We start from the raw sequence: 16850 nt of genomic DNA, 5'->3' as shown, positions 1-16850 counted from the left end.
CGCTCCGAGGCTTTTCGCGGGCGGCGCTGAACTCGCTGCGCCTTCGGCTCCGCTCAGACATCCAGCGCCTTGAATCCCGCGAAAAGCCTCTCCACTCGGCGCGACGACAACGGGGAGGAAGGTCAAGACAACGGCGGCCCGACGGCCTGTGCCATTAGATAGAGGCAGGCTGTTCCAGCACCTGGGCACGCTCGGCCTGCGGCCATGGCGTGCCGCGCCCGCGAAGCGGGCGCCGGGGGCGTAGGATGTGATGAGCGCAGCGAATCGCATCAGGGTTTCGCACGGCGTGGGGAACGGTGCGTTTCGCTGCGCTCAACCGCACCCTACGGGATACCGCCTGCTTTGACCTTCTTCTCCCGTATGGAGCCCCTCGCGGAGGGCGTGATGGGCCGGAAGAAGACGCTGGATGTCTGAGCGAAGCCGCAGGCGCAGCGAGTTCAGCGCCGCCGGCCCAGCGCGTCCGGAGCGAGGTTCCCGGGCGAAATCCGGGTGCCCTTCTTTGGGTCCTTTCTTGGGCAAGCAAGAAAGGACCTCGCGGCGCGCTGGCGAGTCAGCGCTTGGCAGTAAGCGGGCCGAAGCCACCGTAAACACCGGACAACGAACCACAGCCAGCCACAACTGCGCGAGAAAAGGCCCGAGAGCGAGCCCGTATCACACGCCGTGTGTGTCGCGTCGGTGCGGCTGGGAAAAGACTACGAGAGGCGCGAGGTCAGGCGGGGCGGTGGGGGCAGGCGCTGTCGGTGCAGTCGCCGTACAGGACCAGGGCGTGGTCCTTGATGGCAAAGCCGTGGTGCTGCGCCACCTCGCGCTGGCGCCGTTCGATGGTCTCGTCGAAGAACTCCTCGACCCGCCCGCACTGGTTGCAGACGATATGGTCATGGTGCCCGCCCCGCTCCAGCTCGAATACCGCCTGGTTGCCCTCCAGGTGCAGGCGGCAGACCAGCCCGGCCGCCTCGAACTGGGTCAGCACGCGGTATACCGTGGCCAGACCGATTTCCTCGCCGGAATCGAGCAGCTCGCGATAGATCGCCTCGGCCGTCAGGTGACGGGTTTCCGAGTTCTCGAGGATCTCGAGGATCTTCATCCGCGGCAGCGTGACCTTGAGCCCGGCCTTCTTGAGATTACTCGTTTCCATTGCCCGTTTTCCCGGTCCCGTCCGCTTGAGAGAGGCGGGACGCTTTGGTGTACCATGCGCGTTCACGGCCCACCAGACGCCGAGGACCGCCCGCTCAGATGATCAAGATTCTCATTTCTATCGCCGTGGCCGCAAGCCTGCTGAGCGCCTGCGGTGGCCTCAACCAGTTCCGTCTGGATGTCCAGCAGGGCAATGTGATCGACCCCGTACAGGTGGCCCAGATCCAGCCCGGCATGACCCCGCAGCAGGTCCGCTTCCTGATGGGGTCGCCCCAGCTGGAGCCCGCCTTCCGGGCCGATGACCGCTGGGACTACGTCTACTATCGCCGTCCAGGCTTCGGCTCCACCGAACGCCAGCGAGTGACCGTGCATTTCGACAACGGCGTAGTCAGCCATGTGGATGCCGACATCCCGCAGCCGGTGGCGCTGGACGAGCATCCGGTCGACAGAGACAACGACTGACACCCGCGCGCGGCGGCATATTTCGCCGCCGCAAGCCCCTGCTACTCCTTCGCGTTGTCGGCCGGCGCCTCCTTCGGCTTGTCGTCGGCGGCCCCGGCGTCACCCTTGCCCGGCTTCTTCTTGCGCCCCTTGTCGGCACGCTGGCGCCGCACCTCCTTCGGATCCGCGATCAGCGGGCGATAAACCTCGATGCGGTCGCGTGGGCGCAGCACGGTGTCCCTACGGGTGATCTTGCCGAAGATCCCGACCTTGGCGTTGTCCAGATCGATCTCGGGGAACTGCAGTTCGATCTCCGACTGGCGCAGCGCGGTATCGACCGTCGTGCCCTCGGGCACCACTAGCGGCAGGATCACCTGCCGGTCGGGCCGCGCGTAGGCAATCTCCACCCGGATCATGCCGCCCTCTGCAGCCGGTGCCGCGTGGCTATCCGTCACCGTGGACCTCGCGCGCGCGCTGGACAAAGGCATCCACCAGCGAATTGGCAATCTGAGTGAACACCGGGCCAATCGCAAAGGCCATGAGCCGGTTGGCAAACTCGAACTCCAGCTCCAGGGCGATGCGGGTCTTGCCGCCCTCCACCTCGGTAAAGCTCCAGGTCCCGTGCAGGCGCCGGAACGGCCCGGAGACCAGGCGCATGTCGATGCTTTCCGGGCGCTTGAGCGTGTTCCGGGTGGTGAACGACTTGTGCAGCGCCCCCTTGGCCAGCTCGATCGTGCCCTCCACCTCGTGCTCGCCACGCGGGCGCGCGGAGGCACTGCGGCAGCCGGGCAGGAACTGCGGATAGGCGTCTACGTCATTCACCAGATTGAACATCTGTTCACGGCTGTAGGGCACGTCCGCGTAGCGGCGAATCTTCGAGGCCATCAGATCAACTCCACGGCGCGCAGGAACACAAACAGGATCGCGACCGGCGCGACGAAACGCACCAGAAAGTACCAGACCTGGTACAGGACCGGGTGCTTGAGGCGCAGCTCGGACTGCACCGAGCGCTCGGTCATGCGCCAGCCCACGAAGATCGCGATCAGGAACCCACCCAGCGGCAGCAGGACGTTGGCCGTCACGTAATCCAGCAGGTCCAGGATGCCCATGTCGAACAGGGTGTAGTCGGACCAGACGTTCAGCGACAGCAATGCGCCGATGCCGAGGAACCAGGCCCCGATGGCGATCATCGCGGTCGCCATCACCCGGGTCAGCCCCAGGTTCTCGACCAGGAAGGCGACCGCCGGCTCGATGATGGAGATCGCCGAGGTCCAGGCCGCAAACACCAGCAACACGAAGAACATGGTGCCGAAATACAGCCCGCCCGGCATGTCGGCAAAGGCCAGCGGCAGGGTCACAAAGATCAGCCCCGGCCCCTGCTCGGCCGACAGCCCGGCCCCGAGCACGATGGGGAAGATCGCCAGCCCGGCCATGATCGCGACCAGGGTGTCCGCCCCGACCACCGCCGCGGAGGTGCGCGCGATGGACGCATCGCTCTGCAGATAGCTGCCGTAGATCATGATCGCGCCCATGCCCAGGCTGAGCGTAAAGAAGGCCTGGCCCATCGCCAGCAGAACCGCGTTGGCGGACAGCGCGGAGAAGTCCGGATACAGCAGGAACTCCAGTCCGGCGAGGAACTGCCCCTCGACCATCGCATAGCCGACCATCACCACCAGCATCACGAACAGCAGCGGCATCAGAATGGTCACCGCCTTCTCCAGGCCCGACTGCACCCCGCGCGCGACCACCATCGCCGTCATCACCATGAAGATCGTGTGCCAGGCCAGCAGGGCCTCCGGGTCCGCCAGCATGTTGCCGAACATCGACTCCGAGCCATCTGCATCCAGCCCGAGAAAGCCGCCGGTCCCCGACTTGAAGACGTACGACAGCGACCAGCCGGCGACCACGCTGTAAAACGACAGGATCAGGAAACCGGCCAGCACCCCGATCCAGCCGATCATGCCCCACGCGCGCGTCAGGCCCTCCTCGCGCGCCAGGGCCGACATGGTATTGATCGGGCTCTGCCGCCCGCGCCGGCCCAGCAGGATCTCCGCCATCATCACCGGCAGGCCGATCAAAAGGATGCAGCCGAGATAAACCAGCACGAAGGCGCCCCCCCCGTTCTCACCGGCGATATAGGGGAAACGCCAGATGTTGCCCAGGCCAACGGCCGAACCCGTGGCCGCGAGAATAAAGGCCAGACGGGTCGTCCATTGCCCGTGGATCGAGGTCGTGGCTGGCATCGGTGGCTCCTTGTTGAACGGAGACGGGGGGGCGCTCCCGCGGGCCGTCGCCCCCGGCAGCGGCCAGGGCCGGTCGCGCAAGCGCATCGCCGGGTCCGCCGGAATTGTGGGGCAGCGGGTCGCCCGGCTCAACTTTCACCCCGCGCGCCCGGACATTCGGACTGCTTCGGCCGCCCGCCTGCAGTACACTGCTCGGGTTATGGGAAAGAACAAGAAACAAGCCAAGGAACCGTCCAGCACCATCGCCCTCAACCGCAAGGCGCGTCACGAATTCTTCATCGAGGACCGCCTGGAGGCGGGGATGGAGCTCGAGGGCTGGGAGGTCAAGTCGATGCGCGCGGGCCGCGCGCAGCTGAGCGAGGCCTACGTGCTGCTGCGCAACGGCGAGGCCTTCCTGTTCGGGGCCCACATCACCCCGTTGCCGACCGCCTCCACCCATATCAAGCCGGATCCCAGCCGCACGCGCAAGCTGCTGCTGCATCGCGCGGAGATCAACCGCCTGGTCGGCGCGGTGGAGCGCAAGGGCTACACCCTGGTGCCCATGGCTCTGTACTGGAAGCGCGGGCGAGCCAAGCTCGAGATCGGCCTGGCCAAGGGCAAGAAGGAATACGACAAGCGCGCCGACAAGAAGGACAAGGACTGGGAACGCGAGCGGGCGCGGATCCTGAAGCACGGCTAACGCCACCCGCCCCGCCCACCATCCCCATTCCGGCTCGCGCCGGATGTCCCTGCCCCGTCACTCGCCGTTTACGGTGCCTTCGGTCCGTCGCCTGCCCGGCTGTGGCTGGCCTTGGCTCGCCCTCCGGTGTTTACGGTGGCTTCGTCTGGCCGCCTGCCACGCGCTCTCTCGCGAGCGCACCGCGCCCGTTGTTGATCAAAAACTGGCTTCTTTGCTCGTGCAAAGAAGCACCCAAGAAACACGCCCGACTGCCGCGACCCCGGCCCGCTGCGCGGGCCGGGGTTTCCCTCGCTCCGAGGCTTTTCGCGGGCGGCGCTGAACTCGCTGCGCCTGCGGCTCCGCTCAGACATCCAGCGCCCCGTGTCTATTTAGAATCGTCCCGCGAAAAGGCTCTCCACTCGGCGCGACGACAACGGGGAGGAAGGTCAAGACAACGGCTATCCCAGCGTTCCTGCCGGTGGATGATGGCTAGGTCTTCGAGCATCTTCGGCACGCTCGGCCTTTGGCCATAGCGTGCCGCGCCCGCGGAGCGGGCGCCGGGGGAGCGTAGGATGTGATGAGCGCAGCGAATCGCATCAGGGTTTCGCGCGGCGTGGGGAACGGTGCGTTTCGCTGCGCTCATCCGCACCCTGCGGGGTGCGGGCTGGCTGCTGGTGTCTGGATACCGCCTGTTTTGACCTTCTCCTCCCGTATGGAGCCCCTCGCGGAGGGCGTGATGGGCCAGGAGAAAGCGCTGGATGTCTGAGCGAAACCGCAGGCGTAGCGAGTTCAACGCCGCCGGCCCAACGCGTCCGGAGCGAGGTTCCCGGGCGGAATCCGGGTGCCCTTCTTTGGGTACTTTCTTGGGCAAGCAAGAAAGTACCTCGCGGCGCGCTGGCGAGTCAGCGCGTGGCAGGCGGCGGACCGAAGCCCCCGTAAACACCGGAGGACGACCCAGAGCCAGCCTCTCCCGGGAGGCGATTGGACGAACGTGCCTAGACTGCAGGCGCGGAGCCTGCGTCGGGCGCCAGGATCAGGCGTTGGCGCGCCAGCGGCAGGTGCCGCCGGCCGCCTCGTCCAAGGTCTGCAGCAGCGCCTCGTGCGCCGCCTGCTCCTCGGGCGTCGGCTCGATCACCGGCAGCGGCTTGCCCGAGCGCTGCGCCTTGACCGGGCCGGCCGCGGCATCGCCGTCGCCTCCGGAATCCAGGGTGAGCGCCACCTGCCCGCCGGTCATCGCCAGATAGACATCCGCGAGCAGCTCGGCATCGAGCAGCGCCCCGTGCAGGGTGCGCCCGGAGCCGTCCACCTCGTAGCGCTTGCACAGGGCATCCAGGGAATTGCGCGCCCCCGGGTGCATGCGCCGCGCCATCACCAGCGAATCCAGCACGGTGCTGACCTCGGCCACCTCGGACGCCGGCGCCACATCGCCCAACAGGCGCAGCTCGTTGTTGATGAAGCCGACATCGAAGGGCGCGTTGTGAATGATCAGTTCGGCCCCACGGATGAAGTCGACAAAGTCATCGACGACATCGGCAAACCGAGGCTTGTCGGCCAGAAACTCGTTGGTAATCCCGTGCACCGCGATCGCGCCGGCGTCGATCTCGCGATCCGGTTGCAGAAACTCGTGCAGCTTGCGCCCGGTGGGGCGGCGGTTGTCCAGCTCCAGGCAGCCGATCTCGATAATGCGGTGGCCGTCGGAGGGGTCCAGGCCCGTGGTCTCGGTATCCAGCACGATTTGGCGCATCGTGGTTTCCTTCAGTTCTCGATCGGTTCGCCGGCCAGCAGGGCATCAATGCCCGCATTGGCCAGTTCGTCGGCGCGCTCGTTCTCCGGGTGACCGCTGTGGCCCCGTACCCAGTACCACTCGATGTCGTGGCGCTGGGCCTGTGCATCCAGCTCCTCCCAGAGATCACGGTTTTTCACCGGGGAGCCGCTGGCGGACTTCCAGTTGCGCCGCTTCCAGCCGGGCATCCACTCGGTCACGCCCTGCTTCACGTACTTGGAATCCGTGACCAGCTCCACCTTGCAGGGGCGCTTCAGGGTCTCCAGCGCGCGGATGGCCGCGGTCATCTCCATGCGGTTATTGGTGGTCTCGGCCTCGGCCCCGTAGAGCTCGCGCTCGCGCCCGTCGAAGCGCAGGATCGCACCCCAGCCGCCCGGCCCGGGGTTTCCACGGCAGGCCCCGTCGGTATAGATGTACACACGTTCGTCAGCCATGCGTTCGGCGGGCTCCAGAATGAGAGGAGCGCGAGGATACCAGCCCCGGACGCATCGCGGGGTTGGGCATGGCGAAGCGGAAACGCGGCTCCGGACGCAGGGGCATGTTCACCCGCTTGTGGGCCACGGTCAGGATCATGCTGGCCAGCGGCGGCAGGCCGCGCAGGGTCCAGGCATCCATGGTGGCCAGGCGTTTCTGCCAGGCGGCGGGCAGCCCCGGTGGGAGCAGGCTGAGGCTCCACTGATCCAGCACCTCGAGATCCGCCGCCTCCAGTAACTCGCGATATTGGCGCCGCCGCAGGCCTTCGGGCAGAGGCGATGCGCGCACCCCGTTGCGCCCACCGCGCTGCAGGCGGTTGCCTTCCAGCAGAAACACCCGTCCCTCGGGCTCCAGCACCCGGGCTGCCTCGGCCACCACCGCCGCCGGTTGCTCGCTCTGGGCGCAGGGATGGGCGAGCACGATGCGCCCGGCACAGGCGGACTCCAGCGGCCAGGCCTCGGGGTCCATGCGCAGTGCTGGGCGCGCCGAGGCGATCCGGATCAGCGGGGCCTGCAGGGCATCGCTGTCCTCCAGGATCGGCACCGGCGCCAGCTCCACCGCCAGCCCCCCGGGGCCCGGATCGCCATAGCGCCGAATGCGTTCCAGAAAGCGCTCGCGGACCCTCCGCCCCTGCGGCTGGGCATACCAGTGCGCCAACCAAGTCAGGAATGGGTCTTGGTGATCCCCCATCTCTGGTTTATCCTCCAGCGCCATGACACCACGCCTCCGCACACGACTGACCACCGCCCTGATTTTCGGCCTGACGGCGATCTTCGCCTCTGCCTGTAGCCTACACGACTCCGAGCGCACGCTGGACACCTCGGCGGCGGATCGGCCGATCGTGGAACCGCGCACGACCGAGGACGTGCAGGCCGCGATGGAACGCCAGCAGCGCGACGCCGCGCAACGTGCCGCCGAGACCGATGACCTGTGGGAGCGCGCGCGCCTGGGCTTCGGCTTCAACGACGCGCTGGACCACGAGCGCGTGGGTCGCTATATCAGGCACTACCGTGACCATCCACGGATCATCGAGTACAGCACCCGGCGCGCGGAGCCGTTCGCCTACTTCATCCTGTCCGAGATCGAGGCGCGCGACATGCCCGCCGAGCTCCTGCTGCTGCCGATCGTGGAGAGCGGCTTCATCGCCCAGGCGACCTCGCGCAGCCGCGCGGCGGGAATCTGGCAGTTCATGCCGGCCACCGGCGACTATTTCGATCTGTCGCGCGATCACTGGTACGACGGCCGCCGCGACGTCTACAAATCCACCCTCGCCGCGCTGGACTACCTCCAGGCGCTGCATCGACGCTTCGACGACTGGTACCTGGCCCTGGCCGCTTATAACTACGGCCAGGGCAACATCCAGCGCGCGATCGACCGCAATGCCGCCCGCGGCGAGCCCACTGACTACTGGAGCCTGGACCTGCCGTCCGAGCCGACCGCGTACATCCCGCGACTGCTGGCCCTGCGCCACCTGTTCCTGGACCCCGATGCCCACAACATCGCCATCGCGCCGATCGCCAACGAACCGGCGCTGGAGATGATCGAACCCGGCCAGCAGGCGGACTTCTCGCTAATCGCGGAGCTCGCCGACCTGGATACCGAGACCCTCAAACAGCTCAACCCCGGCTACCACCGCCATGCCACCCACCCCGGCGGCGCCCAGCACCTGTTCGTCCCGCGCGAGGCGCTGCCCACCCTCGAGGCGGCACTGGAGACCCGCAACGATGAACCGCTGCTCCGGTTCCGCGAATACACCGTGCGCTCGGGCGACAACCTCGGCCAGATTGCCCAGCGCGCCGGCACCCGCGTCGCCGTGCTGCGCGACATGAACAACCTCGACGACGACATGATCCGCGCCGGTCAGACCCTGCGCCTGCCGGCCTCCGCCCCGAGCGAAGAGGCTCCGCTGCAGGTGGCCGGCGACAACGGCCAGTTAGCGGAGGACTATCAGGTGCAGGCTGGCGACAGCCTGTGGCACATCAGCCAGCGCACCGGCATGTCGATCGGCGCCCTGCGCGCCGCCAACGACCTGGACCCGGACGCGATCCTCCGCCCGGGCGACACCCTGAAGGTGGTGCGCGCCGATCCCGACCGTGGGCCCGACGGCCAGCGCGTCGAGTACGAGGTCCGCCCCGGCGACTCGCTCTCGACCATCGCTCGCCGCCACCAGGTCAGCATCGGCGACCTGCGGCGCTGGAACGGGCTGAACGGCGACGGCATCCGAGCCGGAGAGACCTTGACCCTGTACCTGGCCAGCGCCGAGCGGGAGACGATCGCCCACGGCGACGCCTGACGCGCGGCACGCGACCACGAAAGAGGCCCCGGTTCCACCCGGGGCCTCTTTCGTGGGAAGGCGGGCGGCTCATGCCACCCACCCGGTGACGCGCATCAGGCGGCGCGCCGGTCCCCCTCGCCCGTGTCGATCACACGGTCCCAGGCCTGCATGCCGCCCACCACGTTGTACACCTCGTGGTAGCCCAGGCGCTGGAGGATGGAACCCGCCACGGTGGAACGATAGCCACTGCCGCAGACCACGGCGACCGGTTCGGCCTTGTCGACCCCGGGGACACCCGTGCGGGTATCGGCCACCGGCCGGTGGACCGCGGCCTCGGCATGGCCGGCCTCGAATTCGGAGACAGCCCGCACATCCACCAGACGCAGCCGCCCGTCGGCGACCGCGGTCTGCGCCGCCGGGGCATCCAGCTGCGCCAGGGTGGTCAACGGCAGGCCGGCACCGGCATAGGCGGCCATGCCGCCGCGGACATACCCTTCGATATAGTCACGGCCGGTGCGCACCAGCTGGCGCACCGCCTTTTCGATCACCGCGGGGTCACCCGTGCGGTCGACCAGAACGATCGGGGTGTCATCCGGCGTCACCCAGCCGGCCCAGGTGGCAAAGCCACCGTCGATGCCAATCCCCAGCGACCCGGGGATATGGCCGCCGCCGAAGGCCAGCGGGTCGCGCAGGTCGATCACCGTCACCTCACCTGCGGCGGCCCGCCGCGACACGTCGGCCGGGTCCAGGGCGGTCATGCCGGGCAACGGGATCACTGCCTTCGGCCCCTCGGAGTTGATCCGCTTGTTGCGCGGATAGAAATCCGGGATCGGCGGCAGTCCGTGCAGCAACTGGTGCACGAAGGCATCCTCGTCCAGCGACGGGTCGAGGTACGGGTTGGTCCGGCGCTCGTAACCGAGCGTGGAGACCGGCCGCCCGGCCATGCCGGCGCCACAGGCGGAACCGGCACCGTGCCCGGGATGCACCTCGACCCCGTCCGGCAGATCTGCCAGCTTCTCGCGCACGCTGTGGAACATCTGCCGCGCCAGGGCCTGTTTGGCCTCCTCGCCGAGCAGGTCGGGCCGGCCCAGCGAGCCCACGAACAGGAAATCGCCGGTGATAATCGCGATCGGATCCTCGCCGGACCGGGCGCCGTCATACACCACGAACATCAGGTGTTCCGGGGTATGCCCCGGTACGTGGCGTGTCTCGATGCGCACATTGCCCAGCTGGATCCGATTCCCCTCGAACAGATCCTCGTGCGGGAACTGCACTTGGAAATGCTCGCCGGCATCGTGCCCGGACAGCAGCAAACGGGCGCCGGTCTTGTCCGCGAGTTCACGGGCACCGGAGGCGAAATCGGCGTGGATGTGAGTATCCATCACGCGGGTGATGCGATAGCCGTTACGCTCGGCGTAATCCAGATACACATCGACGTCGCGCTGCGGGTCGATCACGGCAATCTCGCCGCTGCCCTGACAGCCGACCACAAAGGAGTGCTGGGACAGGCCGGGATCGACAAAGCGTTCAAGGATCATGCGGACCTCCTCGCGTTGGCTTTTGCATGAATGTCTGACTAATTTGGTCAGGTATTAGCGCAAAAGTTCCTGGTGGCGCGGGGCGTCGAGAGGTCGCGTCGTCAGTGGTGGGCGGCGGTCGGTCCGGGTACTTCCGGCTGCAGGCGCACCGCTTCGGGATCCAGCCCGGCCTCGCGGAAGAGCTGCTCGAAGCGCCGCTGCGGAAGATGCAGCCGGAGCTGGATTGCGCCATCCGGCGTGGTCTGCTCGGCCTCCACGGCCTTCTCCTCGTAGAGCCGGGCCCGCAGCCGGCCGGCTGCGGCCGGGATCTCGAACCAGCCCTGGGTCATGGACTCGGTGAAGGTCTCGGCCAGGCGCTGCTCCAGGCGCTCCACACCCTCGCCGGTATGCGCCGACAGCCAGAAGGCATCGTCCGCCATGCCGAAACGGTCGTCCGGGTCCTCGGCCGGGTTCTCCAGCTGGTCGATCTTGTTGTACACCCGCCAGCAGGGGACGTCCTCGGCGCCGATCTCCTCGAGGACCTCCTCGACCTGGCGGATGCGCGCCTCGCGCTCCGGGTCGGCGGCGTCGATCACGTGCAGCAGCAGCGCCGCCTCGCGGGTCTCGGTCAGGGTCGCCTTGAACGCGGCGACCAGCTCGTGCGGCAGGTCGCGCACAAAGCCCACGGTGTCGGCCAGGATCAGCGACTGGTGCGGGGCCAGGTCCAGGCGCCGCAAAGTCGGGTCCAGGGTCGCGAACAGCTGATCCGCCTGATAGACGTCAGAATGCGTGAGCCGATTGAACAGGGTCGACTTGCCGGCGTTGGTGTAGCCCACCAGCGAGACCGTGGGAATCTCGTTGCGCAGGCGCGCCTGACGGCCCTGTTCGCGGGTGCGTTCGACCTTCTCCAGACGCCGCTCGATGTGCTTGATGCGGCCGGCCAGCAGGCGGCGGTCGGTCTCCAGCTGGGTTTCCCCCGGACCGCGCAGGCCGATCCCGCCCTTTTGCCGCTCGAGGTGGGTCCAGCCACGCACCAGGCGCGTGGACATATGGCGCAACTGCGCCAGTTCCACCTGCAGCTTGCCCTCGTGGGAGCGGGCGCGCTGGGCGAAGATATCGAGGATCAAGCCGGAGCGATCCAGCACCCGGGCCTTCAGGTGGGCCTCGAGGTTGCGTTCCTGGCTGGGCGACAGGGCGTGGTTGAAGATCACCACGTCAGCCCCGGAGGCCTCGACCGCATCGCGGATCTCGTCGGCCTTGCCGGCGCCGACGAACAGCTTGGGGTGCGGCCGGTCGCGCGAGCCGCGCACCACCGCCATGATCTCGGCCCCGGCGGAGCGCACGAGCTCGTCGAATTCCTGGACCTGGGCCTCGATATCGGGGTTGTCCCCAACATTCAGCGCAACCAGGACCGCACCATTGCCGACGCGCTCGTCGCCGGCACTCTCCGGACGCTCAAACAAGCTGGAGGAGACCTCCACTCATGTTCAGGACTCGGCCTCGGCGGAGGCGGAAGCCGCTGCCTCGCCCTCGAGATTCATGTTCACCTGACGGGCCGGAACGATCGTGGAGATGGCGTGCTTGTAGACCATCTGCGAGACCGTACTGCGCAACAGCACCACGAACTGGTCGAAGGATTCGATCTGCCCCTGCAGCTTGATCCCGTTCACCAGGTAGATGGAGACCGGGATCCGGTCCCGACGCAGCGCATTCAGGAAGGGTTCCTGCAACGTTTGCCCTTTGGCCATCGGTGCGTTCCTTGATCGTTATTATTGGTTCGCGACCCGCGCCGGCGGCTCGAGTTCGGCCCGCCGCACGGTCAGGTTGAAGCGTAGCATACCGGCTTCGCGGCGCCGCTCCAGGCGTACACCGGGCGTTATTCGGACGTCGCCGCTGCGGGGGCCGCCATCCGTGCAGCCTGGATTGCCCGCAGAGCCTGCGACAAATCCGCGTCCTCGGCGTTCAACCGGGCATGCAGGGGGAAGCGCCGCAGCCCGGTGAGCTGGCGTTTTGCGAGCTGGCGAGTCGCGGCAATGGCCCGCTCGCGAAAGGTCGCAAAGTCGCATTCGCCGGCCAGCCACTGCCAGCCCTGACGATACCCCACCGCCCGCTGCGAGGGATGCTCCGCGGTCAGACCGGGGCGCCGGGTCAGGGTCATCAGCTCGTCGACGAAACCGGCCTCCAGCATCGCGTCGAAGCGATCGGCGATACGGGTGTGCAGACGTTCGCGGTCCTCCGGCCACAGGGCCAGCGACACCCAGCCGGGCGGAACCGTTGCGGCCGCCCCGCTCTGGAAGGCCGACAGCGGCCGGCCACTGGCCGCATGGACCTCCAGGGCGCGCAGGATGCGTTGCGGGTCGTTCGGGTGGATGCGCGCGGCGGCCTCCGGGTCCACGGTGGCCAGCTCGGCATGGAGGGCCACGGCGCCCTCGTGTTCCAGACGGGCACGCACGGACTCGCGGACCGCATCCGGGACCGGCGGGATCGGATCGAAGCCGTCCAGCAGGGCGCGCAGGTAGAGCAGCGTGCCGCCCGCCAGCAGGGCGACCCGGCCGCGGGCATGAATGGCATCGATCGCGGCGCGGGCATCGCGGGCAAAGTCGGAGGCGTTGAAGGTGTCCTCCGGGTCGCGGATGTCCAGCAGGTGATGCGGGGCGCGGGCACGCTCGGCGGCGTCCGGCTTGGCGGTGCCGATATCCATGCCGCGATAGACCAGCGCGGAATCCACGCTGACGATCTCCGCGTCCAGGGCCTCGGCCAGCGCCAGCGACAGCGCGGTCTTGCCGCTCGCGGTGGGACCGGCCAGCAGGATGACCGGCGGCCGGTCCCCATCCAGTCCGGCCATCAGCGTCCTCGCAGGAACAGCCGGTCCAGCGCCGAGTGGTCCAGCTCCACCCAGGTCGGGCGCCCGTGGTTGCACTGGCCGGAACGTTCGGTGGCCTCCATGTCGCGCAGTAACTGGTTCATCTCGGGCAGGGTCAGGCGTCGCCCCGAACGCACGGAACCGTGGCAGGCGATCGTTCCCAGTACCGCGTTCATCGCCCCCTCGGCCCGATGGCTGTAGCCATCGGCCGCGAGGTCCGCCAGGACATCGCGCACGAGCTGCGCGGTGTCCTGGCCGCGCAGCAGCGCGGGCGCCGCGCGCAGAGTCAGCGTCTCGGGGCCGGCGCGGTCGAGCTCGAAGCCGAGCTCCCCAAGCAGGTCCGCGCGCTCCTCGGCCAGTTCGGCCTCGGCCGGGGTAACGTCCAGGGTCTCCGGCACCAGCAGCGGCTGCGAGGTCACCCGTGCCCCCTCCCATTCGCGCTTGAGACGTTCATAGGTGATGCGCTCGTGGGCCGCGTGCATGTCCACCACGATCAGGCCGCGGGGGCTCTCGGCCAGGATGAAGGTCTCGGCTACCTGCCCCAGGGCAAACCCCAGGGGCGGCATGCCGTCCGGGTCCGCTGCGGGCGCACCGGACGTGGCGGATGGCATCGGGGTGTCATAAGCGGCGGGCCGCGCCTCGGCCACCGCAGACGTCCCGCGGAACTCGGCCCAGGCCGCACCAAAGCCTGGATCGCGCCCGACCGGCTGAAGTCGCGGTTCGCGAGGGGGCGCATACCCACCGCCCGCACCCGGCACACCCAGCCCGGACAGCGGGCGATCCGCCTGCGCCGGCATGGGCATGGGGCGACCGGAGGGGGCCGGCGCACCCATGTCGGGTACCGCCGCGGCATGCCCGGAATCCCCCGGACGCAACGCGGCAAGCGCCTTGTGCAGGCTATGGAAGATGAAGTCGTGAACCATGCGCGACTCGCGAAAGCGCACCTCCTGCTTGGTCGGATGCGCGTTCACATCCACCTGGGTCGGATCCAGTTCCAGGTCCAGCACGAACATCGGATGCCGCCCGTGGTAGAGCACGTCCTGATAGGCCTTGCGCACGGCCGCCGCCAGCACGCGGTCGCGGATCGCGCGGCCGTTGACGAAGAAGAACTGCTGATCGGGCTGGGCGCGCGACTGGGTCGGCGAGCCCAGCCAGCCGGACAGCGCCAGCCCGGCGCGCTGTTCGTCCACCGGGGTCGCATGCTCCAGGAAGGCATCGCCCAGCAGCGCCCGCACCCGCTCGCCGGGGTCGTCGGCCGCCGGCAGGTCCAGGGTGACGCGGTCATTGTGGCGCAGGCTGAAGGCGACCTCGGGGCAGGCAGCCGCCTGGGTGCGGATCACGTTCTCGCAGTGGTTGTACTCGGTGCGTTCGGTACGCACGAACTTGCGCCGCGCCGGGACGTTGAAGAACAGGTCGCGGACCTCGACGGTCGTGCCCACCGGATGCGACGCCGGGGCGGCCTCGCGAAAGACATCGGAGCCGTCCCCGGTCAGGCGCCAGCCGTTGCGCTCGTCCGCCACCATGGAGGTCAGCGACAGCCGCGAGACGGAGGCGATCGAGGGCAGGGCCTCGCCGCGAAAGCCCAGGGTATGCAGCGCCTCGAGGTCGTCCATGCAGGCGATCTTGCTGGTGGCATGGCGCGAAAGGGCCAGCGGCATCTCGTCGCGATAGATGCCGCTGCCGTTGTCGCTGATCTGGATCAGGCGGACGCCGCCCTGCTCCAGGCGCACATCCACCCGCGTCGCCCCGGCATCCAGGGCGTTCTCCAGCAGCTCCTTGACCACCGAGGCCGGACGCTCGATCACCTCGCCGGCGGCGATCTGATTGATCAGTTGTTCGGAGAGCTTTGCGATCGCCACGCGCGACACCTGGGAGAGACGAGAACCGGGTGCCTAGCCTAACCGGGGCAGCGCCGGAGTGCCTAGCCGGCGGCCGAACAACGCCTGCAAGACGTGACGGGCTGCCCGGAGGTGCCGGGCTCAGGAGTCGCGGGGGATACGCAGGACCTGGCCGGCGTAAATGCGGTCGTCGCGGACATCGTTGGCCGAACGCAGGTCCGCCAGCGACAGGCGATAGCGATCGGCAATCCCGGAGAGGGTCTCGCCCGGGCGGATGATGTGCTGGTCGGGCTGGCCGTCGGCGATCAGCGTGCCCGGACGGGCATGGGTGGAGAAGTACGACCGCAGCCCGGTCAGCAGGGCGTCCGCCAGCGAGTTCTGGAAGGTGGTGCTGCGCAGCTTGCGCTCCTCGGAGGGATTGGAGATGAAGGCCGCCTCGACCAGGACCGACGGCACGTCCGGCGAGCGCAGGACCGCAAAGTTCGCGCGCTCCACCTCCGGCTTGCGCACCTTGCCCACCCGGTGGAGCTCCGCGATCATCCGCTCGGCCAGGGTGTTGCTGGCCTCCAGACTCCCGCTCTGGGCCAGATCCAGCAGCACGTTGGTCAGGGAATCGTCCTTGCCGTTGATCGGCACCCCGCCCAGGCTCAGATCCGCCTGGTTCTCGCGCTGGGCCAGGAACCGCGCCGCCTCGCTGGAGGCCCCGCGCTCGGACAGCATGTACACCGAAGAACCCTGGACACTGCGGTTGGCGATCGCGTCGGCGTGGATGGACACGAAGATATCGGCATCCGCCTTGCGCGCCCGCTCGATGCGCTCGCGCAGGGGCAGGAAATAGTCGCCACTGCGGGTCATCACGGCCTTCATGCCGTGCTCGCTGTTCACGCGTTCGGCCAGACGCTTCGAGATCTGCAGGACCACGTCCTTCTCGCGGGTGCCGGCGGGGCCGATGGCACCCGGATCATGCCCACCATGGCCGGCATCGATGGCGACCACGACATCGCGCAGGTCCTCCTGCGAGCGCCCACGGCGGGAGCCGTTGTTCTCCGCCGAGCGCGGCGCGGCGGGTGCCTCGCCGCTGGTCAGATCCAGGACCAGGCGGTGCGGCGCACCCTGTGCCGGCATCAGCACGAAACTGCTCGGCTCCACCGGTTTGCGCAGGTCGAACACCACGCGCAGATCGGAGCCATTGCGTGCGGCATGGCGCACGGCCTTGATCGCCGAGCGCGGATTATCGCTGATGGTCAGGTCTTCCACGGCCCGCGCGTTCTCCAGATCCACCACCAGGCGGTCAGGAGACTGCAGGTGAAACATGGAGTATTCCGCCTCGCCGTCCATGTCGAAGACCAGACGGGTGGTTCCGCCATCCACGGACATGCGCACGCGCCGGACGTCCGTGCGAGCCAGGGCCGGCAAAGGCATCCCGACCAGCCCGAGGGCAGTCATGGCGCGCAGCAGCTGGCGGCGGCGCAGATCCGGCGATGTTGATTGGCCCACGGCGTTTCCCTTTGTAATCAGGGGTTCTGACTACATTGTGGACGCTTTTTCTGGAAAAGCAATAGCGATTTTCTTTCTTTATGAGCGAGATATCGCGCATTGTGCGCGTGGCGGGCCAACTGCGGGG

At 68.2% G+C, this 16850-nt stretch carries 17 protein-coding genes and 1 pseudogene; 5 read left to right on the top strand and 13 right to left on the bottom strand.

Annotated elements, in window-relative coordinates; translation table 11 throughout:
- The first annotated feature begins 169 nt into the window (after positions 1 to 169).
- A pseudogene (locus D575_RS14675) lies at positions 170 to 414 on the top strand (hypothetical protein).
- Positions 415 to 709: 295 nt separating this feature from the next.
- Here D575_RS14675 and fur read toward each other — a convergent pair.
- Positions 710 to 1135 carry a ferric iron uptake transcriptional regulator gene (gene fur / locus D575_RS0107985; RefSeq protein ID WP_018145396.1) on the bottom strand — a complete coding sequence of 142 codons (426 nt, stop codon included), beginning with the start codon at positions 1133 to 1135 and terminating at the stop codon, positions 710 to 712.
- Between the two features lie 98 nt (positions 1136 to 1233).
- Between fur and D575_RS0107980 the strand changes: the two genes are divergently transcribed.
- Complete coding sequence (locus D575_RS0107980; RefSeq protein WP_018145395.1) at positions 1234 to 1596, top strand: outer membrane protein assembly factor BamE; 363 nt, start codon at positions 1234 to 1236, stop codon at positions 1594 to 1596.
- 41 nt (positions 1597 to 1637) lie between these two features.
- Here D575_RS0107980 and D575_RS0107975 read toward each other — a convergent pair whose 3' ends face one another.
- The 3 genes from D575_RS0107975 to D575_RS0107965 are packed head-to-tail and all read right to left on the bottom strand — an operon-like array spanning position 1638 to position 3818.
- A complete protein-coding gene (locus D575_RS0107975) occupies positions 1638 to 1991 on the bottom strand; it encodes an RnfH family protein (protein WP_018145394.1) in 354 nt (117 codons plus the stop codon).
- Positions 1992 to 2019: 28 nt separating this feature from the next.
- Entirely contained in the window at positions 2020 to 2460 is a 441-nt protein-coding gene (locus D575_RS0107970) for a type II toxin-antitoxin system RatA family toxin (RefSeq protein WP_018145393.1), read from the bottom strand.
- Positions 2460 to 3818: a sodium-dependent transporter gene (locus tag D575_RS0107965; protein WP_018145392.1), complete on the bottom strand. Its 1359-nt coding sequence runs from the start codon at positions 3816 to 3818 to the stop codon at positions 2460 to 2462. The genes D575_RS0107970 and D575_RS0107965 overlap by 1 nt, the downstream gene beginning before the upstream one ends.
- A 199-nt stretch (positions 3819 to 4017) precedes the next feature.
- Between D575_RS0107965 and smpB the strand changes: the two genes are divergently transcribed.
- Both smpB and D575_RS14670 read left to right on the top strand, forming a co-directional pair.
- Complete coding sequence (gene smpB / locus D575_RS0107960) at positions 4018 to 4497, top strand: SsrA-binding protein SmpB (RefSeq protein WP_018145391.1); 480 nt, start codon at positions 4018 to 4020, stop codon at positions 4495 to 4497.
- 556 nt (positions 4498 to 5053) lie between these two features.
- A complete protein-coding gene (locus D575_RS14670; RefSeq protein ID WP_155985177.1) occupies positions 5054 to 5242 on the top strand; it encodes a hypothetical protein in 189 nt (62 codons plus the stop codon).
- Positions 5243 to 5509: 267 nt separating this feature from the next.
- Here D575_RS14670 and dnaQ read toward each other — a convergent pair whose 3' ends face one another.
- The 3 genes from dnaQ to D575_RS0107945 are packed head-to-tail and all read right to left on the bottom strand — an operon-like array spanning position 5510 to position 7447.
- Positions 5510 to 6220, bottom strand: coding sequence for a DNA polymerase III subunit epsilon (gene dnaQ, locus D575_RS0107955; protein WP_018145390.1), 711 nt, complete (start codon positions 6218 to 6220; stop codon positions 5510 to 5512).
- 11 nt (positions 6221 to 6231) lie between these two features.
- Complete coding sequence (gene rnhA, locus D575_RS0107950) at positions 6232 to 6693, bottom strand: ribonuclease HI (RefSeq protein WP_018145389.1); 462 nt, start codon at positions 6691 to 6693, stop codon at positions 6232 to 6234.
- Positions 6686 to 7447 (bottom strand): hypothetical protein, encoded by a 762-nt coding sequence (locus D575_RS0107945; RefSeq protein ID WP_018145388.1) that lies wholly within the window; start codon positions 7445 to 7447, stop codon positions 6686 to 6688. Before D575_RS0107945 ends, rnhA begins: the two co-directional genes overlap by 8 nt.
- Between D575_RS0107945 and D575_RS0107940 the strand changes: the two genes are divergently transcribed.
- On the top strand, positions 7446 to 9026 hold the full coding sequence (locus D575_RS0107940; RefSeq protein ID WP_018145387.1) for a LysM peptidoglycan-binding domain-containing protein: 1581 nt from the start codon (positions 7446 to 7448) through the stop codon (positions 9024 to 9026). The two genes, D575_RS0107945 and D575_RS0107940, sit on opposite strands and share 2 nt — an antisense overlap.
- Positions 9027 to 9121: 95 nt before the next feature.
- Here D575_RS0107940 and D575_RS0107935 read toward each other — a convergent pair whose 3' ends face one another.
- The 6 genes from D575_RS0107935 to D575_RS0107910 form a co-directional block, all read right to left on the bottom strand.
- Complete coding sequence (locus D575_RS0107935; RefSeq protein ID WP_018145386.1) at positions 9122 to 10546, bottom strand: rhodanese-like domain-containing protein; 1425 nt, start codon at positions 10544 to 10546, stop codon at positions 9122 to 9124.
- Positions 10547 to 10647: 101 nt separating this feature from the next.
- Positions 10648 to 11988 (bottom strand): ribosome rescue GTPase HflX, encoded by a 1341-nt coding sequence (gene hflX, locus D575_RS0107930; RefSeq protein ID WP_026182089.1) that lies wholly within the window; start codon positions 11986 to 11988, stop codon positions 10648 to 10650.
- 24 nt (positions 11989 to 12012) lie between these two features.
- Entirely contained in the window at positions 12013 to 12273 is a 261-nt protein-coding gene (gene hfq, locus D575_RS0107925) for an RNA chaperone Hfq (RefSeq protein WP_018145384.1), read from the bottom strand.
- A gap of 128 nt (positions 12274 to 12401) precedes the next feature.
- Positions 12402 to 13370: a tRNA (adenosine(37)-N6)-dimethylallyltransferase MiaA gene (gene miaA / locus D575_RS0107920; protein WP_018145383.1), complete on the bottom strand. Its 969-nt coding sequence runs from the start codon at positions 13368 to 13370 to the stop codon at positions 12402 to 12404.
- The gene (mutL, locus tag D575_RS0107915) at positions 13370 to 15247 is read right to left on the bottom strand and encodes a DNA mismatch repair endonuclease MutL (RefSeq protein WP_018145382.1); all 1878 of its coding nucleotides are present in this window, start codon (positions 15245 to 15247) and stop codon (positions 13370 to 13372) included. Before mutL ends, miaA begins: the two co-directional genes overlap by 1 nt.
- Positions 15248 to 15367: 120 nt before the next feature.
- The gene (locus D575_RS0107910) at positions 15368 to 16672 is read right to left on the bottom strand and encodes an N-acetylmuramoyl-L-alanine amidase (RefSeq protein ID WP_051069926.1); all 1305 of its coding nucleotides are present in this window, start codon (positions 16670 to 16672) and stop codon (positions 15368 to 15370) included.
- Positions 16673 to 16850: the final 178 nt, after the last annotated feature.

The sequence above is a fragment of the Thioalkalivibrio sp. AKL6 genome (assembly GCF_000376905.1).
Taxonomy (GTDB): domain Bacteria; phylum Pseudomonadota; class Gammaproteobacteria; order Ectothiorhodospirales; family Ectothiorhodospiraceae; genus Thioalkalivibrio; species Thioalkalivibrio versutus.
This window is presented reverse-complemented; position numbering and strand designations above follow the sequence as displayed.